Genomic DNA, 22,856 nt, shown 5'->3' with positions numbered 1-22,856 from the left:
GGGTGACATTACCGCCATAATATCTCTTTATTCAGGTGATCTGATTCACAGTTGCTAAGAAACGGAACGGGAGTTTTAAAAAAAGTAATTGCGGCAAACAGAGGCGGTGCTGCATAAATCAGACATGGAAAGTCTGAGGTAAAAATTAATGGAACAGGTAAAAGAAAATGACTCTTTCTGCTGGTTAGTCGAACGGGAGAATATCAGATCGTTATTCAACGACAACGCGCTATATATTAACGCTATCCTTTTCCCGGATATAGCGTCACCTGTGCTCGACAATCTGAAAAAAGAGTTTCTCTCTTTTTCACCGACGATGGCAGAAAAGGGTAAAAGATTCATTTTCAGCTTAGACGGCGATGGGCGCAGGGCCGGAAGTTTTACTCTGCGTCACGATGAACAGGTTATTGAAGTCTCGGCCAGTGAGATGACCGGATTACTCTATGGCTGGTTTGAGCTGTTAAAACGTCTCCGGCTGAACGATTTTTCCTGCGGCACGTACATCTCCGACTCTCCCGCCATCACTATCCGGATGCTGAATCACTGGGATAACATGGATGGCACCATCGAGCGCGGCTATGCTGGCCGGTCACTGTTCTTTGCTGATAACAGATTCACGGGCGATCATGAGAAAACAGGCCGCTATGCGCGCCTGCTGGCCAGCGCGGGCATCAATGCGCTGACCATCAATAACGTCAACGTTCATCAGGTAGAGACACGGCTGATTACGCAGGAATACCGGCAGGCGCTGATTGAGCTGTGTGACCTTTTTCGCGGATGGGGGATTCAGCTCTTTTTATCCGTGAATTACGCCAGTCCGATAGAGCTGGGGGATTTAACGACAGCCGATCCACTCGATGCGCAGGTCAAAGCCTGGTGGCGTCACTGTTTTGATGCGCTTTATCGCGACATTCCCGATTTCGGTGGCGTGGTGGTGAAAGCGGACTCAGAGCATCGTCCCGGCCCCTTTACCTATCACCGAACCCATGCGGACGGGGCCAACATGCTCGGCGAGGCGCTGGCTCCCCACGGCGGACTGGTTTTCTGGCGCTGCTTTGTCTACAACTGCCAGCAGGACTGGCGCGATCGTCAGACCGACCGGGCGCGCGCCGCCTGTGAACATTTCGCGCCGCTGGATGGTCAGTTCCGTGAAAACGTGATTCTGCAGATCAAAAACGGCCCGATGGATTTTCAGGTGCGTGAACCGGTTTCGCCGCTGCTGGGGGCAATGCCTGCCACCAATCAGGTGCTCGAACTGCAAATCACCCAGGAGTATACCGGGCAGCAGATCGACCTGTTCTGGCTGGTGCCGCAGTGGAAGACGATTCTGGCGTTTGATACCCGACTCTCATCCGGCCCCTCCACCATCGAAGATCTGGTCTGCGGGCGGGCAAACGGAATGCCACATGCCGGTGTAACTGCGGTCGCTAATACCGGCGACGACCGCTTCTGGACCGGACATCTGCTGGCGCAGGCCAATCTCTATGGCTATGGCCGGCTTCTCTGGGATCCAGCTATCGAAGCTGAGGGGCTCGCCAGGGAGTGGAGCCAGTTAACCTTCGGGACAGATGCAGAGGTGACCCGCACGGTCAGTGAGATGCTGCTGTCCAGCGGTCAGATCTACGAAGATTACACCGCGCCGCTGGGCGTGGGCTGGATGGTCAATCCCCATCATCATTACGGACCAAACATTGACGGCTATGAATATGACGTATGGGGAACGCATCACTATGCCGATCGCAATGGCCTGGGCGTGGATCGCACGCTCGAAAGCGGCACGGGCTATGTCTCGTTATATGCGCCAGAAAATTGCCAGCTTTATAACGATCTGCAGCGTTGCCCTGATGAATTAATCCTCTTTTTCCATTTTCTGCGTTACGACCACCGTCTGAAAAATGGTAACAGCGTCATTCAGCATATTTACGACACCCATTTTTCTGGCGTTGAGGCCGTAGACGAGTTTATTCATCGCTGGCAAACGCTGGCGGGTTTAATGCCCTCTGATATTCATGAGCACGTCGCTGAGCGTCTTCAGAAACAGAAAAAGAATGCCAGCGAATGGCGTGACAGAATTAATACCTATTTTTACCGCAAGTCGGGAATTGACGATAACAAGGGACGGAAAATATATAAATAACGTTTGAGGACGGTGGGCAATCGTGCCCACCCTACTGCATGGAGCTGATTATGAAAGAACCTCGTAAGATAACCTTAAAAAATTATATGGGTTATGGTGTCACCGATATACTCGGCAGTGGCGCTTTTGCCGTAATGGGTGCCTGGCTGATGTTTTTCTATGTCACCTATTGCGGCTTAAGCCCGATGCAAGCCGGTTCAATCCTCTTTATTGCCCGAATCCTGGATACGATTATCAGTCCGCTGGTTGGCTATTTGACGGATAATATCGGCAATACCCGTATCGGACGGCGATTTGGCCGTCGCCGATCTTTTTTATTACTCTGCTGCCCGCTGCTGATTATCTTCAGTCTGATGTGGGTGGAGGGGATGCACTATTTTTATTACCTCGCCACCTATCTGTTAATGGAAGTGGTTGCGGCCATGATCATTATTCCCTATGAAGCGATCGCCTCGGAGATGACCAGCGACTATAAAGAGCGAACCCGGCTCTCAGCTTCAAGGATTATTTTTGCCGGACTGGCCGCCTCACTGGCTACCTTTATTCCGGGGCAGCTGTTTAAATTATCAGGCAATCAATCTGCGCAGGCGTTCCTGATTAATGGTGTCATCTTTACGGTGCTCACGATGATTGCGGTGATAATTACCTATCTGACAACCTGGGAGCGCGACGACGCGGCTGACGCACGGCGTCCGGAACCGTGCAGATCCGGAAGGAAAGTCGTTTCATCGGTTATCAGAGAGATGCTCACAAGCCTGAAGGTCAAAGCCTTCAGACAGCTTCTGCTGATGTATCTTCTCTCCTTTACCGCACTGGATCTGCTGAGTTCCGTCTTTGCTTTTTTCATCATCTTTGCCCTTCATCAGGATGCGACCCTGGCTGCGAACCTGATGTCAGTAGGGATCTTCTGCTTCGGCTGGGGAACGGCGCTTTTTGCCTGGGCTTTTATCCGCTATAAACCCGCCAGATTACTGCAGCTCTGTTATCTGATGGTGATGCTATGCATGCTGGCATTTACCGCTTTCTATTTTTATCAGCCTGCCTGGATGATTCCGGCGCTCTATGGCATCGCCTTTATCTACCAGTTATTTAAGGGTGGCTATGTCTACCTGACCTGGAATATCTATCCGTTTATTCCCGACGTGGATGAAGTGATCACGCGAAGACGTCGTGAAGGCATTTTTGCCGGCATGATGACCTTTGCGAGAAAAAGCACCCTGGGGGCATCCGCATTGATTGTGGGCGCACTTCTCGAAATGAACGGCTTTGTCTCAGGGGCTGCGACGCAGACAACCTTAGCGACAGAGACGGTTGTGGGTATTGTCTGCCTGGGCACGCTGGGGTTACTGCTTCTCGCGTTTCTCGTCTCTACCCGCTTTGCGTTAGATCGCCGCACGCATCAGATCCTGCTTGAGGAAGTGGCGCGCCTGAAAGAGACAGAAGGCGACCTCACCAACAGCCCTGCCGGGACACGCGCTGTAATTGAAAGCCTGACCGGAATTAAATATGAAAATATCTGGCAGGGTGAAAGCCGCGCGCATCCTCACTCCAGCCCTGATCCGTCCGAAAGGAAAGACGCAAACAGCGCAGAGCCAGCTACGTCGGATCGGTAAGTTTCAATCACACAGAGGTTATTCATGGATCGTCATTATCAGGATCCCTCATTGCCTGCGGAGGCGCGTGCCCGCTATCTGCTCAGCCAGATGACACTGGACGAGAAAATCGCGCAGATGCATGGTTACTGGCTGATGGTTTCAGATGAGGGAGCGGTCACCGAACGGCAGGATGCCAGTGACCAGTTCAGCCACCGGGACGCGCAGGCATCGTTTGAACAGAAGATGGCGCTGGGGGTGGGGCAGATTACGCGGCCCTTTGGTTCCGGGATGCTGAATGCTGAAACCGGGATTGCTCTGTTTAATGCGCTGCAAAAACGCATTATGGCAGCAGGCCGTTTCGGTATTCCGGCGATGTTTCATGAGGAGTGTCTGACAGGATTGATGTGTATGGGGGCGACCCTGTTTCCGTCATCGCTGAATATGGCCTCCACCTGGCATCCCGGGCTGATAAAGGCGATGGCGGACTGTATTGGCAGAGAGGCACGCAGCATTGGCTGTCGTCAGGCGCTGGCGCCGGTTCTTGATGTGTCGCGCGATTTGCGCTGGGGCCGTACAGAAGAGACGTTTGGCGAAGATCCCTATCTGGTCGGGATTATGGCGACAGAATATGTGAGGGGGCTGCAGGGAGAGCAACGTGATCTGCTGGCGACGCTGAAACACTATGCGGCGCACTCGTTCAGCGAGGGGGCACGTAACCACGCACCGGTTCATCTGGGGTTCAAAGAACTTAATGATATCTTTCTGCTGCCTTTTGAGATGGCGGTTAAGCTGGCGAATGCGGGATCGGTGATGCCCGCTTACCATGATATCGATAATCAGCCCTGCCATAACGATGCCTTCCTGCTGACCGAAATATTACGCAACCGCTGGGGATTCGACGGGCTGATCGTAGCCGATTATGGCGGCGTCAGCCTGCTGCATCAGCATCATGGCGTCACTGCCGATCGCGCCGAATCAGCTGCCAGTGCCTTTAACGCCGGCCTCGATGTGGAGTTGCCGAAAGATGACTGCGCGGCGGCCCTGACAGAGGCGCTGGCACGGGGGCTGATCGCGGAGGAGAAAATCGATCAGATCGTCGCCAGAATCCTGACGGAGAAATTCAGAACGGGACTTTTCGACAATCCCTTTATCCCGGATGCCCGGCCCGATTTTCAGTCGGTGCGGGCGCGTCAGGTTGCCCGGCAGGTGGCACTGGAATCCATGATCCTGCTGGAGAATGACGGCACCTTACCGCTGCGGGCGTCAGCACTGGAGTCGGTCGCGGTCATCGGCCCGACGGCGGATGACCCACTGGCGCTGTTATCGGGATACAGTTTTCCCGTGCACCTGATTCTGAATGATACCGAGGCGAATACCAGCCAGGTCACCACGCCATTAACTGCTCTGCAGCAGGCGCTGCCAGAGTGCCGGATCACGTATCGGAAAGGGTGCCATATTCTGACGGAGCGTGCCGCAGGAACCCCGGTGTTTCCGGGGGATGTCGGCAGGCCGCTGGCCGTCTCACCGGTGTCGCGCGATGAATCGCTGATCGCCGACGCGGTTCAGGCTGCGCAAGAGTCGACGCTGGCGATCTGCTTTGTGGGCGATCTGGCCGGGCTGTTCCAGAGTGGCACGGTAGGCGAGGGATCGGACAGCGATACCCTGAACCTGCCTGGCGTACAGCAGAAATTGCTAGAGGCGGTGGTGGAGACGGGCGTTCCGACTATCGTGGTTATGACCAGCGGCCGCCCCTACAGCCTGCAGGGGCTTGAAGATCGGCTGGCGGGATTTCTGATGGCGTGGCAGGCCGGGCAGGAGGGGGCCTGCGCCATTGCAGACATTCTGACGGGCAGGCAGAGTCCCGGTGGCAGACTGGTCGTCTCAGTGCCGGGAAACGTGGGGGCGATGCCCTATTTTTATAATCATAAAATGAAGAGCAGCGGCACCCCGGTCGCCTTTCATTTTCCACCGCGCTACGCCTTTGGTTACGGCCTGAGCTACTCGTTATTCAGACTTTCGGCCCTCACTTTACCAAAGATGATTTTCACTATGGATGAGGCGGTGACCTTTACCGTGACGGTGGAAAATAGCGGAGAGCGGGAGGCCGACACCGTCATTCAGGTCTATGTCCGCGATATACAGGCTTCACTGGTGCGCCCGGTTAAAGAGTTAAAAGCGTTTCAGCGTATTCGGCTGGCCCCGGCGCAGTCTGCTGAAATCAGCTTTACGCTTCCGGCAGATATGCTTAACTTTACGGACAATCAGGGCAGGCGCAGGGTAGAGCCGGGAGACTTTATTTTAATGATTGGTGAAGCCTCAGATAATATTGTGCTTCAGCAGACGATTACGCTGGCAGGGCCGCTGCGCATTCTGGATGAGCACTGGTCAATGGAGAGTCATGCCACCATCAGTTATCGCTCACCATCCACAACCTGATTATTCCAGCCAGATCTATCCTGCCTCTGTTTTCTATTCACCGCTCTCCGGAGCGGTTTTTTTAATTGAACCTTTAACGTAATGGCTCTCTTGTTTTTTATATTTTGCACACAGTCACAGTTGCTATATTTAATAATTAGCCAGTAAAAAATGATAAAATTATATTCATGCGCTTTCGGTTATTCTATAACCATAAAAAGGATTACTACCATAAAGGGAAAAGACGATGAAAGCGATGATGAAAAAACAGGCGTTAGCCAGTGCAGTAATGATTTCTGCTATGCCACTTTCTGCCTTTGCGTTAGATTTCTCATCCACAGGCGTGGATATTCGTGAAGCCTATACCACCGGCAGTAAAATGTTCCAGACCCGACTGCAGATTTCAACCGTGATTAATGACAGTGTTTCTTTCTCATATCAGAACACGATCAACAACGGCAGTAATTACACTGAATTTAAGAACAACTACTCAGAGGTAGAGGTCACCTACGCGATTCCGCTGACAGACCGGTTTTCGTTTATTCCCGACATGGTCTTCAGCTGGGGGCACAAGGGCAGCCACATCGATCCCTACCTGAAGTTTAATTATCAACTCAGCCCTCAGTTCGGCGTGATGGCCGGGTATCGCTACTATCACTACAACTATAAAACACCCTGCCTGGATGACAGTCTGCAACGAAACAGCTCGCACGAATATGATCTATGGCTGAACTGGCAGGTCACGGATAAGTTATTTGTTAACTATAACCCGGTCTATCTGCAGAAGCAGAACGATTTTCACTTCGGAAATAACAAAAAAGAGATGTGGCAGCATACGCTCTATCTCAGCTACCAGTATGACTCACACTGGAAACCTTTTGGTGATATTTCCGATCTGGGCCGGGCAGGAAACGGCGATAAAGAGTACCGGATGCGTATCGGCCTGAAATATCTGTTCTGAAGCATTCTCTCTGGCGGGCCGGCGTAGATTTTAAACGTGCCTTCCCGCCAGAAAATACGGTTTCGCTGACGGATAGATTCAGCCAGTTAACTGGCACGATTCTGCTCCTGATAACGGCTGCGGTAGGCTTTAGGGGTCAGATTATAGGTTTTCCTGAAGACCAGATAGAAATACTGAACAGAGGGATAACCCGCAATCAGTGAGATCTCTTTCATCGGGAGATCTGTGGTGATGAGTAAGTTGCGGGCATGTTCGATTTTTTCATTATGAATGACGGTGTGAATGGTCGCACCCAGATGCGCTTTAAAACGGATTTCCAGACTGGTTCGTGAAATACCGGTAAAACTGATGACCTGTTCAGCCTTGATACCCTTACAGGCATTATCGCGGATAAAGTTCATTGCCCGGATAACATAGGGATCGACAATAGAACGATAATTGCTCGAACGGCGTTCCACCAGTTTCAGCGGGGGAACCACCACGCGCTGCAACGGCAATGACTCTCCCTTTAAGAGTTTATGAAGAATTTCAGCCGCGCAGGAACCCATTTTTATTGCGCCATGAACCACGGAGGAGAGACTGATGCCCGACAGATGTTGCGTTAACTCTTCATTGTCGATGCCAATAATGGCTAACTTTTCCGGCACCGGGATCCCTATATTTTCACAGATCTGCAGTAAATGTCTGGCGCGGGAATCTGTCACCGCGACGATGCCGGTGCCCTCTGGCAGAGACGTTACCCAGTCAGCCAACTGGTTCTGCGCCGTCTGCCAGTTATCGATAGTGATATCATGGCCGCGATAAATTAATCCGGTCCGGTCCTTTTGCTGCAGGATCGCAGCAAATGCGTTCTCACGTTCGGTTGCCCAGCGTTTATCCGGACATACAGGGAAGCTGTACAGGGCAAAATGTTCCATACCCTTGTTAATCAGATGCTCCAGCGCGGTCGCGACCAGGCTGTAGTTATCAGTAGCCACATAGTGCAGATTCGGAAAAGCCTTTCCGGAGGAGTAGGAGCCACCAATACCGACAACAGGCATGGTCAGCTTATTGAGTTCCTGTTCAACCGCCAGCACATCGCAGTCAGCAATTACACCATCCACGTTCCAGCCATTGATGCTGTCAATGTTACTGCGGAAATCGTCTGCGATGTAAACATCCCACAGGGTACGGGAACGCTGCAGGTATTTACCCACGCCCTCGATTATCTGGCGGTCATACGCCTTATTCGCATTAAATAAGAGCGCGATATGAAAGGTCTTCTCCATTCCGTCAGCCTCCCTGGCAGGTTTATCCTGCACTGTGAATAGCACAGGTCGGTGCTTTCTTTAACCGTTTTGTGTTTGTCCTGTAAACTGGCGCACTCTTTTTCTGCGTTGCGTGAAAAAAGTCCAGTGCGGCAACGCGTGTAGTGTGTGAAAAAGATAAATGCCCAGATTGATCAGACAGTTAACCTGTATAGGTAATCTGGAACGCGACAGGTGAAAGCTGCGCGAAATAAACGGGATCGCCTGGTAAAGTGTTACGGGTTTCTTCGCGAATCCGGATGTGGCAGAAGCGGGGCGGCGCAGACTGCCCGCGCGGTTTCTGCCGGTGAGTGAGGACGCCAACGGAGTCCGGGAGTGATGCCGTAATCGTGCGGTATGCGTTTACAGGACCGCCTGCTGACATTACTATCCTGACTGACTGAATTTAGTTAAACGACTCGGGGTGCCCTTCTTTGTGAAGGCTGAGAAATACCCGTATTACCTGATCTGGATAATGCCAGCGTAGGGAAGTCTGATGCCTGACCGCATTCGCCTTCTTGTTCGCCGGTTGGGAGCTATGATGTCACAGCCATCTCAACACCTTTCTGCCGCGCACTTCGCGCCCTGTCTGCACGCTTTTCGCCGTCACTCACCGCTGGTCCACTGTATGACCAATGAGGTGGTACAGAACTTCACCGCCAACGTGCTGCTTGCACTGAACGCCTCGCCGGCGATGGTCATCGATGCTGACGAAGCCGCTGAGTTCAGCCGCTTTGCCGATGCGCTCCTCATCAATGTCGGCACCCTGACCCGCGAGCGCCAGCAGGCGATGCAGGCCGCCGTCAGCGCCGCCCGAGAGGCAGGCACCCCCTGGACGCTCGACCCGGTCGCCGTCGGTGCTCTGACGCTGCGCAGTGACTTCTGCCAGCAGTTATTGAGCCAGGAACCGGCTGTGATCCGCGGCAACGCTTCAGAGATTCTGGCGCTGGCAAAGCAGGCCAGTGGCGGACGCGGCGTGGATACGCTGCACCAGGCGGATGCGGCGCTCGATGCCGCCCGTCAGCTCGCCATTCGCTGGCGCACGCTGGTCATTGTCAGCGGTGAAGTGGACTACGCCACCGATGGCACGCGGATCTTTGCGCTTCGCGGCGGCTCGCCCCTGATGACGCGGGTGGTGGGAACCGGCTGTGCGCTCTCTGCGGTCGTGGCAGGGTTCAGCAGCCTGCCCGGCGATCGGCTGTTAAATGTGGCCGCCGCCTGTCAGGTGATGTCGTCAGCGGGAGAAAGGGCAGCATCTCAGGCCGCCGCGCCGGGCAGTTTTGCCACGGCGTTTGTCGATGCACTCTGGACGCTGGAGGCGCATCATGAAGCGCATTAATGCCCTGACGATTGCCGGGACCGATCCCAGCGGCGGCGCCGGGATTCAGGCCGATCTGAAGACGTTCTCCGCGCTGGGTGCCTATGGCACCAGTGTGATCACCGCGCTGGTGGCACAGAACACCTGCGGGGTTCAGTCGGTCTGCCGTATTGATCCGGACTTTGTGACCGCTCAGCTCGATTCGGTGCTGAGTGATGTCCGCATTGATAGTGCGAAAATTGGCATGTTGTCGGAAACGGCTATTGTGGAGCAGGTGGCCGCCCGGCTCAGGCAGGCGAGCATCCCCTTTGTGGTGCTGGATACGGTGATGGTGGCGAAAAGCGGGGATGCGCTGCTTTCACCGGCTGCCGTAGCCAGTGTCCGTGAGCTGTTATTGCCGCAGGTCTCGCTGATTACCCCTAATCTGCCGGAAGCGGCAGCCTTACTGGAGTGTGCCATCGCCACCGACGAGGCGGAGATGCGCAGGCAGGGGCGGGCACTGCTGGCGCTGGGCTGTCAGGCTGTGCTGATGAAGGGCGGTCACCTGGCCGCGGGCGAAAGCCCGGACTGGCTGATCGCGCCCGACGCAGAGCAGCGATTCAGCACGCCGCGCGTCAACACCCGCCATACGCACGGCACGGGTTGTACGCTGTCGGCGGCCTTAGCGGCCCTGCGTCCGCGCCATGCTGACTGGGCGGAAACGCTCGCAGAGGCGAAAAACTGGCTGCAGCAGGCGCTGTTGCAGGCGGATTCACTGGAGGTCGGGAAGGGCATCGGGCCGGTTCACCATTTTCATCAATGGTGGTAGTGATGCAGACCCTCATCGTCCTGGCGGACGGTGAGGGCCTGGCTCAGGGGGTTTCAAACCAGGCGCTGTTGCGCTCGGCAATCGGGGTGATAGAAAAGATCATCTCCTGCAGGTGCAGACGCATGGCCGTTTCGGCCGCCTCCGCATCGTGAGACGTCAGCGCGGCAAAGATCTCTTCATGCTGCTCAATCAGCTTTTCCGGCGGCGAGACTTCACTCAGCGTCAGAAACCGAACCCGGTCCATGGTGGCTTTGATGTTCTCCACCGTTTCCCAGGCGAGCCTGCAGTCAATGCTTTCCGCGATCAGGCGATGAAACTCATCGTCGAGGCTGAGAAAAGCCTGGCTGTCGTGACGTGATGCGGCCATGCGCTGCAGCTGCAGATTATGCTCCAGTGCCATCAGCGATGCTGCCGTAATCTCCTGCGCTGAACGACGCACGACCGAGATTTCCACCGCTTCACGGATAAAGCGGCCATCCGCGACCCGTTTGGCAGAAATTTTCCGCACGAAGGTGCCACGTTGCGGCAATACCTGTACCAGTCCCGCTTCGGCCAGCTTAATAAATGCTTCCCGCACCGGCTGGCGCGAGACGTTAAAGCGCGCGGAAACCTCTTTTTCTGAGAGCAGCGAACCCGGCTCAATTGCGCAGGTGACAATATCTTTGCGCAGATAGCGGTAAATCTGCTGATTCACCGGTTCGCTGGTTGTAATGGTATAGGCGATCGACATGCAGCAATATCCATATTACGGCTGGCCGGGACCAGCGCGATGGGAAAGTGTCAGTCTAATCAGCACGCTGCATCTGCGCCAGCCCTTTGTTAACCCGCTGCTGGCGGCGATTGAGGCAGTGATGCACCGTCGCGCGCGCGCCCTGTTCAGAGAGTTGCTGATACCAGTCGGTCAGCCGCGCGACTACATCAGCATTCTGCAGCAGATCCTCGCCAAACACCTCGCGCAGGGAAAGGAGTGCGCGCACGCGCGCCTCGCCCTCTTCGCTGGCGGCCACACATTCCGCCAGCTGTTTCTTCATCGGATCGCGGATCTCAATCGGCTGGCCCTGTTCGTCCACGCCGCCGACGTAGCGCATCCAGCCCGCCACTCCCAGCAGCAGCAGGTCGCAGTCGTTACCGCGCTGCAGATGCCAGCGCAGGCTGTCGAGAAGACGCTGAGGCAGCTTCTGGCTGCCGTCGGTGGCGATTTGTCCGGTGCGGTGTTTGATCGCGCGATTCTCATAACGGGCAATCAGCGAATCGGCATAGGCGTTAAGGTCCACACCCTGGGTGCGCAGGGTAGGGGCCTGCTCATCCACCATCAGTGAACGGGCGGCGGCACGAAAGTGGGGATCGGCCATGCAGTCGCTGATGTGCTCATAGCCCGCCAGGAAGCCGAGATAGGCCAGAAAAGAGTGGCTGCCATTCAGCATGCGCAGTTTCATCTCTTCATAAGGCAGGACATCGCTGACCAGCTCTGCGCCCGCTTTCTCCCAGGCCGGACGACCACTGACGAAGTTATCTTCAATGACCCACTGAAAAAACGGCTCTGCTTCCACGGCGACCGGATCGCAGGAACCCAGGCGCGCGCTGAGTGCGCTAAACGCGGCATCGGTCATGGCCGGAACGATGCGATCCACCATGGTGGACGGGAAGGTGATCTGCTGCTGAATATAATCGGCCAGCGTTGGATCCTGAAGCCGGGCCAGCTGCACAATAACGTTGCGGGTGACATGGCCATTCTCCGGCATGTTGTCACAGGACATCACGCTGAAGGGCGGCAGATCCCGATCCCGGCGGCGGCGAATCGCGGCCAGAATCAGTCCCGGCAGTGAGCGCGGTGCGTCCGGGTTCTGCAGGTCATGCACAATATCGGGGTGATCCGGGTTTAAGTGACCACTGGCCGGCTGGTGGCAGTAGCCTTTCTCGGTCACGGTCATCGAAACAATCGCGACATCGGGCTGAGACATCGCCTCGATCACCGCCTCAATTCCATCACTTTTACCGTGCAGCGCCTGGGTAATAACGCCAATTACCCGGGTGTGCAATGCGTCATCGGCCATCTCCGTCAGGGTATAGAGGAGATGCTGCTCGCGCAGAGCCTGAATCAGTGCGCCGCTGTTGAGATTCACTTCGCAGTATCCCCAGTCGCTGCCCTGGTCAGCCAGTTTATCGCTGCACAGGGCCTGATGGGCGCGATGAAAGGCACCGAAACCGATGTGCACCATGCGGGTTTTTAACTGACTGCGATCGTAAGCGGGGCGCCTGATCGCCGGGGGCAGGCGGTCGATCTGTAACATAATCCGTCCTTATGGCAAAGGGGGCGAAAAGCGCCCCAAATAAAGGTTCTGTCAGAAATAACTTCAGACCGAAACCGGTTTATCGCGGATCTTCGGACTGCGAATGACAAACAGCACCAGGAAAGCACCCAGCGCAGCAACACACCCGGCCAGTACGAAGGCGCTGTCAAATTTACCGGTGTGCTGAACAATAAAGCCCGTGACAACAGGCCCGATGATGCCGGAGAGACTCCCTGTCAGATGGATAAAACCGCTGATGCTGCCGATGCGGCTCTTGTGGACCACATCCTGAATAATGGCCCAGTAGATCGCGCCGGTGATATAGAGAAAGAAGATCGACACCGACATCATCATTACGGCGGGAACCACCTCTTTTATCGTACCCGCCAGTGCCACACAAATTGCGGCTGCCAGCAGTGAGACCACCAGCACAATTTTGCGCGACAACAACAGTTTGCCGGTAAGGTTGAAAATTTTATCGGAGATCCAGCCGCCCAGCGCCAGGCCGACGAAGCCCACGATCCACGGAATCATCGTCGTGATACTCATCGATTTAATATCCAGCCCGTGCGCCTGCACCAGGTAGGCCGGGAACCAGCTCAGGAAGAAGAACAGGATATAGTTGTAGCAAAAGAAGGCGAAGGCGGTGACCAGGATAATCGGCTGGCGCAGGTAGTAGCCAAAGGGATGCGGTGTCTCTGAGAGATCGACCTCATCATTCGGGTTCGCGCTCTTCAGGCGCGCGATCAGCTGACGTTCCTCCTCCGTTACCCGTTTACTTTTCTCCGGATTATCCGCAGCAAAAAAGAGCCAGAATGCCATCCAGACCAGACCGATGCAGCAGACAATGACGAAGGCCGGTCGCCAGCCGAAGGCCAGCGCCAGATAGCCTATGATCGGGCCAGCGACAGCTCCTCCCAGCGGTGAACCGGCACTCAGCAGCCCCATAGCCGTCGCGGCCTGTTTCCTGGGAAACCAGCCGTTGATCGCTTTGTTAGCCGACGAGCAGATCGGCCCCTCCGCCATGCCGAAGAGCACGCGCAGAATCAGCAGCGACCAGAAGCCGGTCGCGAGGGCAGTCATGCCGCAGAAAATGGACCAGGCCCCCACCGCCACGGCCAGCACGATTTTGGGGCCGAAGCGATCGGTGGCCAGACCGCCGACAAAATTAAACAGGGCGTAGCCAAAGAAGAAGCTGCCGAAAATGATGCCGAACTGCTCAGCATTAATCACCAGATCTTTTTCAACCAGCGGCACCGTCAGCGACAGGGCAACGCGGTCCAGATAGTTAATCATGTAAACCAGGAACAGCAGTAAAACGAGGGTCCAGCGCAGGTTCTTGAACATACAAACTCCGGGGTCTGTTTTATCGTTTTAAGGGTGCCCGCGAAAATGTACCGGCACCGCCTCGGCACAGCGGCTGTTAATCCATTTGCAGGATCACTTTGCAGCAGGTGCGCGGATCTTTTTCAAACAGGGTCATCGCGCGTTCCACCTCCCTGAGCGGAAAGGCGTGTGTCACCAGTTTTTCGGGCTGGAGTAACCCCTGTTCCATCCAGCCAATGACCTGTGGGAAGCGGTTACTGTTAAGGCGCGAGGTAAACAGCGACAGCTCTTTACTGGTCAGGCTCTGCTGCGTAATGCTGCAGGGTTCGCCAGAGAAGCCCAGCAGGCCGATGCGACCGGCCGGTGAGGCGAGCGCCGCCGCTTCAGCCAGAATGGCGGGTTGGCAGGCGGCGTCAATAATCAGCGTCGGCTGCACACCGCTGAGCTGCTCCGCCAGCGGGATGTCACCGTTATCGAAGCACTGGTCCGCACCGCTCTGCGCGGCCAGTGCCAGCCGTTCCGGCAGCCGATCTGCCACCATCACGCTCTTCACGCCATAGACCCCTTTCAGCACCTGCACGGCGGTAAGTCCCATCGGACCGGCACCGTAGATCAGGGCGATATCGTCGGGACGCGGCTGAAGAAACGCCGTGATGTTGGCGGCGATAGTGAATGGTTCAATCAGGCTGGCGAGCCGATCGGGGATCGTTTCCGGCAGCGGCCAGGCATTGCGGGCGGGCGCCAGCGCATAGTCGCTGAAGCCGCCATCGCGGTGCACGCCGATCACCTGCAGCGTGGTGCAGACATTGGGTCGCCCGACAGAGCAGGGATAGCAGCTCCCGCAGCTGATGACCGGATCGACCGCAACGCGCTGACCCAGACGGGCCGCGTCAACCCCGTCGCCCACCGCATCGATCACACCAAAAAACTCATGGCCGATGACCCGGGGATAGCTGGCGAATGGGTTGTGGCCGTGCCAGATATGGATATCCGAGCCGCAGATGCTGGCACAGGCCACTTTTACCCGCACTTCGCCCGACGCCGGTTGAGGCAGGGGGCGCTCCGCGATCGCCAGTTTTCCCGGCTGTTCAATCACTACGCTTTTCATCCGTTTCTCCTTACCAGTTCCAGAGGGTGCCATCTTCAAGACGGGCGACCGGCAGATAAGCAGGCTCATAGGGATATTTCGCCGCCAGTTTTTCGTTAAAGTCGATGCCGAGGCCGGGCTTGTCGCCAGGATGCATGTAGCCCTGGTCAAAGCGCCAGCTCGCATCAAACAGCGCCATCATCTGTTCAGAGAAGCCCATATACTCCTGCACGCCGAAATTCGGCACCCAGAGGTCAAAGTGCAGCGCCGCCGCCATGCAGATCGGCGAGAGATCGGAAGGACCGTGCGAGCCGGTGCGTACCTGATAAAGCGAGGCAAAATCAGCGATACGCCGCATGCCGGTAATGCCGCCTGCGTGTGTAATGGTGGTGCGGATATAGTCGATCAGCTGCTCTTCAATCAGCTGCTTGCAATCCCAGATGCTGTTGAACACTTCGCCCACCGCAATCGGGGTCACGGTGTGCTGACGGATGAGGCGGAAGCAGGCCTGATTTTCCGCAGGCGTTGGATCCTCCATCCAGAACAGGCGATAGTCCTCCACGCTCTTGCCAAAGCGGGCCGCCTCAATCGGCGTCAGGCGATGGTGCATGTCATGCAGCAGATGCTCATCGAAACCAAATTTATCGCGGATGGCGGCGAACAGTTTTGGGGTGAAGTCGAGATACTTCTCGGTTGACCAGAGCTGCTCTTCCGGCCAGTTGCCTTTGGTCGCCGGTTCATACGCCAGCCCTTTGCCTTTCGCCATGCCATAGGTGGTTTTCATTCCCGGCACGCCGCACTGCGCGCGAATCGCTTTAAAACCCAGCTCTTTGTGCCTGGCGTAATCATCCATGACTTCATCGATAGAGTGGCCGGTGGTGTGGCAATAGACCATCACCCCGGTACGGGAAGCGCCGCCCAGCAGCTGGTAAACCGGCATATTTGCGGCTTTGCCTTTGATATCCCACAGCGCCATATCGACGGCAGAGATCGCGGACATCGTTACGGGACCGCGACGCCAGTAAGCGCCCTTATAGAAGTATTGCCAGATATCCTCGATCTGATGGGCATCGCGGCCGATCAGTTGCGGACAGACATGATCTTTCAGGTAGGAGGCGACCGGCAGCTCGCGGCCGTTGAGTGTGGCGTCACCCACGCCGGTCAGGCCCTGATCGGTGGTGATCTTCAGCGTGACAAAGTTCCTGCCTGCACAGGTGACAAAGACTTCCGCCTTAACAATTTTCATTCCGGGTACCTTCCGTCAGTGTTTAATGACGAAAAAATACGCGCAATAATACTACCATACAAGTAAGGCTGGCAGAGTTGTGAAGGGAATCACAGAGTGCAGTGCAGGGGAAATCACAGGGCAGAAAGGCGGCGGCGTGGCAGGGGACGGGTTGACAACAGGGCGTAAGCAGATAGCAGACGGGGGCTATCACCCCCGTTAACGATAATCAGGAAAGCAGGGCGCACTGCGGCGGCAGGCGGCAGCTCAGCGCCCCAGCCATAACCTCAATAACAAATTCGCGGCCGGAAAGCGGCTCACCGTCCAGGTTAAAGGTCATCTCATGTGGAGAGCGGATGGTCAGAGATTCGAGCTGCGTGGTGACGATACCCGGATTGTCATCGTCGCCGGTCAGGGAGTGCAGCAGCGTGGGCAGCAGCTCCTGAGCGGTCACGATACTCACATCCAGCCGGCCATCGTTGATCAGGGCAGAAGGGCATAACCGCTGACCGCCGCCCGCCTGGCGACCATTACCGATGCCGATCACCAGCGCATCGCCCTGCCAGGCGAAATCGGGACCGCTGATTTCACAGGTGTCGGGTTTGAGCGTATCCATGCGCATCAGGCCGTGAATAAAGTAGGAGACGCCGCCCAGCGCGGACTTGAGCTTTTCCGGTGTCTCAGTCGTGATACGGGTGCCAAATCCACCGGTCGCCATATTAATGAAGTAGTGGCTCTGGTTAACCCGGGCCAGATCGATAGCATGCGCCTTACCCTGGATCGCCAGCCGCAGAGCGGGTTCCATCTCTTCGGGAATACCGACGCTGGTGGCAAAGTCATTGGCGGTGCCCAGCGGCAGAATGCCCAGAGCCGGACGATATTCCGCATCAGACGCGGCCAGCGCCGTCGCGATTTCATTGATGGTGCCATCGCCACCGCCTGCCACTACGGTTTCCGCCCTCAGCGCAATCGCCTCTTTGACGTAACGGTCGCCGTCCCCTTTTTCAAACGTGACACGCACCGCAATGTTGAAACCTTGTTCACGCAGGGCAGTAATCGCGTCGCGCAGATCTTCATTACCCGCGCCTTTTCCGTTCAGGATGAGCAGCGTAAGCGGTTTATTATCCATTTTGCGTTCCTTGAGGATCTACAGAGTAAGAGAGGAGTTTATAACATAGCTGCCAGCAGCAAATTATTGGAGAAAGAGAGAAAAAAGAAAACCCGCACGGGGGAGCCGGGCGGGTAAATGAGGTGGTTCCTGATAATTCTGCCGTTTATTGTTACTCGTTAGCAGCAGGCGGGACTATAAAGCAGTGGCTGGCAAGGGTCTGTGATCCTGTTCTGATTTCAACAAATTGTTTCCGTTGGTAAACGGTTGTGCGGATCGCGGGTATCCTCGCCGTGATCGAAGTTACGCAGCAGCAGGGCAAACTGCAGATCCACCTCTTCAGGGACCTGCAGCCAGACGCGATGACCATCGCCCGGCGCAATCTCCGTGGGCTCACCGCGCGCATTCTGCAGCGCATCGATCCGACACTGCAGATTCCCTGCCGGTGTCATGATCTCTGTGCTGTCATGCAGCATAAACTTGTTCTTCACCGCCACTTCCGCCCACGCACCCCGGCGCTCACCGGTAAATTCACCGACAAACTGCTGGCGATCTGAAACCGAAAAGCCCTGCTGATAGTTCTGATAGCTGTCATGGGTGTGGCGGCGCAGAAAGCCTTCGGTATAACCGCGATGGGCCAGACCTTCCAGGGTCTGCAGCAGCGAAGGATCAAAAGGTTTACCGTCGGCAGCATCATCAATCGCCCGGCGATAGACCTGTGCGGTCCGGGCGCAGTAGTAGTAGGACTTGGTGCGGCCCTCAATTTTCAGCGAATGCACGCCCATCCCGCTGAGCCGCTCCACATGGGCGACCGCACGCAGATCGCGCGAATTCATAATGTAAGTGCCGTGCTCATCTTCGAATGCGCTCATCACCTCGCCCGGTTTCATCTTCTCTTCCAGCAGAAACACCTTATCAGTCGGCTGGCCTACGCCCAGCGTAGGGGTCACATCCTGTACCGCGATGGGCTCATGGATACCCACAATATTGCCCACCTCATCCTGCTGACCTTCGGCCACTTTGTACTCCCAGCGGCAGGCGTTGGTGCAGGTGCCCTGATTCGGGTCGCGCTTGTTCATGTAGCCCGACAGCAGACAGCGACCGGAATAGGCCATGCAGAGCGCACCGTGAACAAAGACTTCCAGCTCCATCTCCGGTACCTGCTGGCGGATCTCGGCGATCTCCTCCAGCGACAGCTCACGCGACAGGATCACCCGGCTCAGCCCCCTCTGCTGCCAGAATTTTACTGTCGCCCAGTTGACTGCGTTGGCCTGCACCGACAGGTGAATCGGCATCGACGGAAAGGCCTCCCGCACCAGCATAATCAGGCCGGGATCGGACATGATCAGCGCGTCGGGCTGCATGGCCACCACCGGCGTCAGGTCGCGGATAAAGGTTTTCAGCTTGGCGTTGTGCGGCGCAATGTTGACGACCACATAGAATTTTTTGCCCAGCGCGTGGGCCTCGCTGATGCCCAGCGCAAGATTCTCGTGGGTAAATTCGTTGTTGCGCACCCGCAGGCTGTAGCGCGGCTGGCCGGCATAGACGGCATCGGCACCGTAGGCAAAGGCGTAACGCATGTTTTTCAGCGTGCCGGCGGGGGAAAGAAGCTCAGGTTTCATGTTTTTCTCACTGATGTCAGGTCAGCATGCCGCCGCAGGCGGCAGGTGCAGGGCCTTAAGCCCTGCAAAAGGTGCGGAATTGTAGGCAGTGAGAAAAGGGAAGTAAATTGATCAGGATCAAACTAGATCAAATGACAGGCGTCGGCCTCCCAGCGATACCCCATGCCGTAAACGGCGCGGATAAAGGGTTGCTCGCTGTCGAGCAGCTCCAGCTTGCGGCGCAGATTCTTGATGTGGCTGTCGATTGTGCGATCCGTCACCACGCGATAGTCATCATAGAGATGGTTAAGCAGCTGTTCGCGTGAAAAGACCTTGCCCGGCTCCAGCGACAGCGTTTTCAGCAGGCGGAACTCCGCCGGGGTGAGATCAAGTGGTTTCTCGCGCCAGCTGGCGGAGAAGCGGCTTTCATCGACCCGCAGCAGCGAGGCGCTCTGCGGCTCCTCCGCTGAACGTCTGACCCGACGCAGAATGGTTTTCACCCGCGCCACCACCTCACGCGGACTGAAGGGTTTGCAGATGTAGTCATCCGCGCCCAGCTCCAGCCCCAGCAGCCGGTCGATCTCTTCGGTGCGCGCCGTCACCATAATAATCGGCAGGTCGGAATGGCGGCGGATTTCGCGGCACAGCGTCAGGCCGTCTGTGCCGGGCAGCATTAAATCCAGCAGCATCAGATCGGGTGGCGTCTGGCGGACATACTCCAGCACCGCACTGCCGTCGGCAATGTGATGGGTACGGTAATTTGAGGCGAGCAGATAATCGATCATCAGCTGCGCCAGTTTCGGCTCATCTTCGACCACCAGAATCAGCGGATCGGGGGTTTCCTGGCTCATAAGCGTCTACACAGGGGGAACATAGCGCAAGTGTAGCGCGATTTTCAGTCCACCTAAATCAGAGTGCGCCGCATGAAGGTCGCCACCATGCGCGGCCGCAATATTTTTGCAGATCGCGAGGCCGAGGCCTGAGCCGCCGCTGGCACGGTTGCGTGACCCCTCGGTGCGGAAGAAACGCTCAAAAATCTGCGCCTGATACGCCTTGTCCACGCCGGGCGCACTGTCATCAAATTCGATATGCCAGTCGGGAGCCTCATAGCGGAGCGTCACCTCTACCCGGCCTCCGCTGTCGGTGTAGCGCAGGCTGTTCTCCAGCAGGTTGGTGAAGAGTTGCATCAGGCGGTCGGGATCGCCAAAGAAGGGGGCCTGGTCGGGCAGATTCAGTTTCAGCGTCAGCTGGTGCGCGCGATAGCGTTCGGCAAAGCTGCCCGCCGTCACCTCCAGCAGCTGTACCAGATCGGTCGCCTGTTTGCGGTAGGCGAGGGCTCCCACGTCAGAGAGCGACAGCTGATGCAGGTCATCCACCAGCTTGGTCAGTACCACCACTTCACTCTGTAACGAGGCGATCGCTTCCGGCGTCAGCTTGCGCACCCCATCCTGCATCGCTTCCAGCTCACCCCGCAGAATCGCCAGCGGGGTGCGCAGCTCGTGGGAGATATCGGCCATAAAGGCGCGACGCATGCTTTCGTTTTTCTCCAGCGAGCGGGCGAGAAGGTTGAAGTCGCCCGCCAGCTGACCCAGTTCATCCCGGCTGCTGACCTCGACGCGGGTGGCGAAGTTACCGGCCGCCAGATGATGGGTGCCGTCGACCAGCCGCTTAACCGGGGCCAGCAGACCGCGCGCCATCAGCCAGGTCGCCAGCGCCGCCAGCAGGGTCGAGAGGCCGACGATGATCCAGCTGGTGCGCCGCTGCTGAAGATCAAAGTTAATATCGGTACTGCGCGTCAGCCGCTCCGGTGGAGAGCCGATCACCCAGCCGACTATCCTGCCCGTGCTGGTGGTGATATTGCGCCGCGTGCCTTCCGGCGGCACCGGCCCCGGCGGGCCGACCATCACCTTGTACTGCTGATCGAGCACCCAGAACTGGGTACGCCAGCCGTGGGGCGGCAGCTGACTGCTGCTGTCCGGGTTCTGCTCCAGCGAACGCAGCATGGTGAAAATCAGCCGATCGTTGTGACGCAAAAAATCCCAGTTGCCGTGCTGCTCATACTGGTCAGCCAGCGCATCGCTGAGCAGGTTCAGGCGCTGCTGATTGCCGCGCTTGATGTAGTCGACGAAGCCATGCTCGAAGCTGAGCCGCACGCCCCAGTGCATGGTGATCAGCACCAGCATACAGGTGGCGAAGATCGCCATAAACAGTTTCGCCCCGATACCCAGGCGCAGGTTCACTCTCATTTTTTTCTCCGGCGTCGCAGATCGACGTTGGTACTCACCTGGGAGGGAACGCGCCAGAATACCAGCGCGGGCAGGATGATAATCAGCGACATGCAAAGGTAGGTATAAATAAACATCTGGTGCTCTGCGGCGCTGCCCGCCACGCTCTCCTGCGCAAACGCCCCCAGCAGCAGCCCGGCCACGGTGACGCCAATACTCATCGACAGCTGCATGATCATCGACAGCAGGCTGTTGCCGCTGGAGGCCAGCTCATCGGGCAGCTCCTTCAGCGTCAGGGTATTCATCGACGAGAAGCGAATGGCGTTCACCATCCCCTGCAGAAACAGCACCAGCGGCAGCAGCCAGACCCAGCCCAGCATCGCCACCAGCGGGAAGAGCAGCACCACCAGCGCCAGCGCCACGGTCGACATCACCAGCACCCGGCGATAGCCATAAAGATTAACGATGCGCACCACGATGCGCTTCATCCCCATATTGCCCAGCACCATCGGAATCATCATCAGACCAGCGTGGAACGGGCTGTAGCCCATGCCGAGCTGCAGAAATATCGGCGTCATAAAGGGCAGCATGCCACTGCCGATGCGGCCGGTGAAGCTGCCGAGCAGGCCGATGGCGTAAATCGGGTTATCGAACAGCTTCAGGCTGAACAGCGCATTATCATTGTCGCGCGCATGCAGCAGATAGAAGAGCAGCGAGAAGGTGCCCGCCAGAATCATGCCGCCCAGCAGCAGGGGAGAGCCGCCGCTGCTGCGCTGACCATCCAGCGCCAGGGTCAGGGTCGCCATGCCGGCGGCCAGCAGGATAAAACCGGCAAAGTCAAAGCGCCGCGTCTGCATACGGTAGTTGGGCATCAGCATCAGGGTGGCGATAGCGCCCGCGATGCCGACCGGAATATTGATCAGGAAGATCCAGTGCCAGCTGGCGTACTCCACCAGCACGCCGCCCAGCGCCGGGCCGAGCAGCGGGCCGATCTGACCGGGCAGGGTGACAAAGGTCATCGCGGACATGTACTGCTCACGCGGCACGATCTTCATCACCGTCAGGCGGCCCACCGGCACCATCATCGCGCCGCCAATCCCCTGAACCACCCGCGACAGCACCAGCTGATCCAGCGTGGCGGAGAGGGCGCACAGCAGCGATCCCAGACTGAACAGCAGAATCGCGCTGAAGAAGATGTTGCGCACGCCAAAGCGATCCGCCAGCCAGCCGCTGACCGGCAGCATCACCGCCACCGTCAGCACGTAGTAGACGATGACCGCGTGCATGTGCAGCGGGCTGACGCCCAGATCGTGCGCCATAGCGGGGATCGCCGTGTTCACGATGGTGGTATCCAGCGTCTGCATAAAGAAGCCGATGGCAACGATCCATAACTGCCAGCGGACGTTAGTGCTTTGCGTACTCATCGCTCCCCCCGATAACGGCCTTACCCCCGATGTCTCACGCCACTGCCGC

General features: G+C 56.9%; 17 protein-coding genes and 1 riboswitch. Of the genes, 6 read left to right on the top strand and 11 right to left on the bottom strand.

Features of this window, described 5'->3' with window-relative positions:
- The first annotated feature begins 148 nt into the window (after positions 1-148).
- The 4 genes from AB1748_RS13850 to AB1748_RS13835 all read left to right on the top strand — a co-directional run bounded on the left by AB1748_RS13850 (position 149) and on the right by AB1748_RS13835 (position 7,108).
- Complete coding sequence (locus tag AB1748_RS13850) at positions 149-2,137, top strand: alpha-glucuronidase (RefSeq protein ID WP_367395644.1); 1,989 nt, start codon at positions 149-151, stop codon at positions 2,135-2,137.
- Positions 2,138-2,187: 50 nt separating this feature from the next.
- On the top strand, positions 2,188-3,750 hold the full coding sequence (locus tag AB1748_RS13845) for an MFS transporter (RefSeq protein WP_293771850.1): 1,563 nt from the start codon (positions 2,188-2,190) through the stop codon (positions 3,748-3,750).
- A 24-nt stretch (positions 3,751-3,774) separates the two neighbouring features.
- Positions 3,775-6,168 (top strand): glycoside hydrolase family 3 N-terminal domain-containing protein, encoded by a 2,394-nt coding sequence (locus tag AB1748_RS13840; protein ID WP_367395643.1) that lies wholly within the window; start codon positions 3,775-3,777, stop codon positions 6,166-6,168.
- Between the two features lie 226 nt (positions 6,169-6,394).
- Positions 6,395-7,108 (top strand): oligogalacturonate-specific porin KdgM family protein, encoded by a 714-nt coding sequence (locus AB1748_RS13835; protein ID WP_367395642.1) that lies wholly within the window; start codon positions 6,395-6,397, stop codon positions 7,106-7,108.
- An 86-nt stretch (positions 7,109-7,194) separates the two neighbouring features.
- Here AB1748_RS13835 and AB1748_RS13830 read toward each other — a convergent pair whose 3' ends face one another.
- A complete protein-coding gene (locus tag AB1748_RS13830) occupies positions 7,195-8,376 on the bottom strand; it encodes a DNA-binding transcriptional regulator (protein WP_111142198.1) in 1,182 nt (393 codons plus the stop codon).
- 428 nt (positions 8,377-8,804) lie between these two features.
- Positions 8,805-8,901: riboswitch (TPP riboswitch) on the top strand.
- A gap of 34 nt (positions 8,902-8,935) precedes the next feature.
- On the opposite strand from AB1748_RS13830, the gene thiM reads away from it, so the two are divergent.
- Complete coding sequence (gene thiM / locus AB1748_RS13825; protein ID WP_367396346.1) at positions 8,936-9,733, top strand: hydroxyethylthiazole kinase; 798 nt, start codon at positions 8,936-8,938, stop codon at positions 9,731-9,733.
- Complete coding sequence (gene thiD / locus AB1748_RS13820; protein WP_111139170.1) at positions 9,720-10,520, top strand: bifunctional hydroxymethylpyrimidine kinase/phosphomethylpyrimidine kinase; 801 nt, start codon at positions 9,720-9,722, stop codon at positions 10,518-10,520. Before thiM ends, thiD begins: the two co-directional genes overlap by 14 nt.
- Positions 10,521-10,563: 43 nt before the next feature.
- Here thiD and AB1748_RS13815 read toward each other — a convergent pair whose 3' ends face one another.
- The 10 genes from AB1748_RS13815 to AB1748_RS13770 form a co-directional block, all read right to left on the bottom strand.
- The gene (locus tag AB1748_RS13815) at positions 10,564-11,250 is read right to left on the bottom strand and encodes a GntR family transcriptional regulator (protein WP_367395641.1); all 687 of its coding nucleotides are present in this window, start codon (positions 11,248-11,250) and stop codon (positions 10,564-10,566) included.
- Between the two features lie 55 nt (positions 11,251-11,305).
- Positions 11,306-12,811, bottom strand: coding sequence for a mannitol dehydrogenase family protein (locus tag AB1748_RS13810; protein ID WP_367395640.1), 1,506 nt, complete (start codon positions 12,809-12,811; stop codon positions 11,306-11,308).
- A gap of 63 nt (positions 12,812-12,874) precedes the next feature.
- Positions 12,875-14,158: an MFS transporter gene (locus AB1748_RS13805; protein ID WP_111139173.1), complete on the bottom strand. Its 1,284-nt coding sequence runs from the start codon at positions 14,156-14,158 to the stop codon at positions 12,875-12,877.
- Between the two features lie 76 nt (positions 14,159-14,234).
- Positions 14,235-15,245, bottom strand: coding sequence for a Zn-dependent oxidoreductase (locus AB1748_RS13800; RefSeq protein WP_367395639.1), 1,011 nt, complete (start codon positions 15,243-15,245; stop codon positions 14,235-14,237).
- Positions 15,246-15,255: 10 nt separating this feature from the next.
- Positions 15,256-16,470, bottom strand: coding sequence for a D-mannonate dehydratase ManD (gene manD, locus AB1748_RS13795; RefSeq protein WP_111139175.1), 1,215 nt, complete (start codon positions 16,468-16,470; stop codon positions 15,256-15,258).
- 208 nt (positions 16,471-16,678) lie between these two features.
- Entirely contained in the window at positions 16,679-17,578 is a 900-nt protein-coding gene (gene yegS, locus AB1748_RS13790; RefSeq protein WP_111139176.1) for a lipid kinase YegS, read from the bottom strand.
- A 218-nt stretch (positions 17,579-17,796) separates the two neighbouring features.
- Complete coding sequence (gene yegQ / locus AB1748_RS13785; RefSeq protein ID WP_293771821.1) at positions 17,797-19,179, bottom strand: tRNA 5-hydroxyuridine modification protein YegQ; 1,383 nt, start codon at positions 19,177-19,179, stop codon at positions 17,797-17,799.
- Positions 19,180-19,301: 122 nt separating this feature from the next.
- Positions 19,302-20,009, bottom strand: a complete 708-nt coding sequence (gene baeR, locus AB1748_RS13780; RefSeq protein WP_111139179.1) for a two-component system response regulator BaeR — start codon at positions 20,007-20,009, stop codon at positions 19,302-19,304.
- 6 nt (positions 20,010-20,015) lie between these two features.
- Positions 20,016-21,404 (bottom strand): two-component system sensor histidine kinase BaeS, encoded by a 1,389-nt coding sequence (baeS, locus tag AB1748_RS13775; protein ID WP_111139180.1) that lies wholly within the window; start codon positions 21,402-21,404, stop codon positions 20,016-20,018.
- Entirely contained in the window at positions 21,401-22,807 is a 1,407-nt protein-coding gene (locus AB1748_RS13770) for an MFS transporter (protein WP_367395638.1), read from the bottom strand. Before AB1748_RS13770 ends, baeS begins: the two co-directional genes overlap by 4 nt.
- Positions 22,808-22,856 lie beyond the last annotated feature (49 nt).

The organism is Pantoea sp. Ep11b (genome assembly GCF_040783975.1).
In the GTDB taxonomy this organism is placed as follows: domain Bacteria; phylum Pseudomonadota; class Gammaproteobacteria; order Enterobacterales; family Enterobacteriaceae; genus Pantoea.
This window is presented reverse-complemented; position numbering and strand designations above follow the sequence as displayed.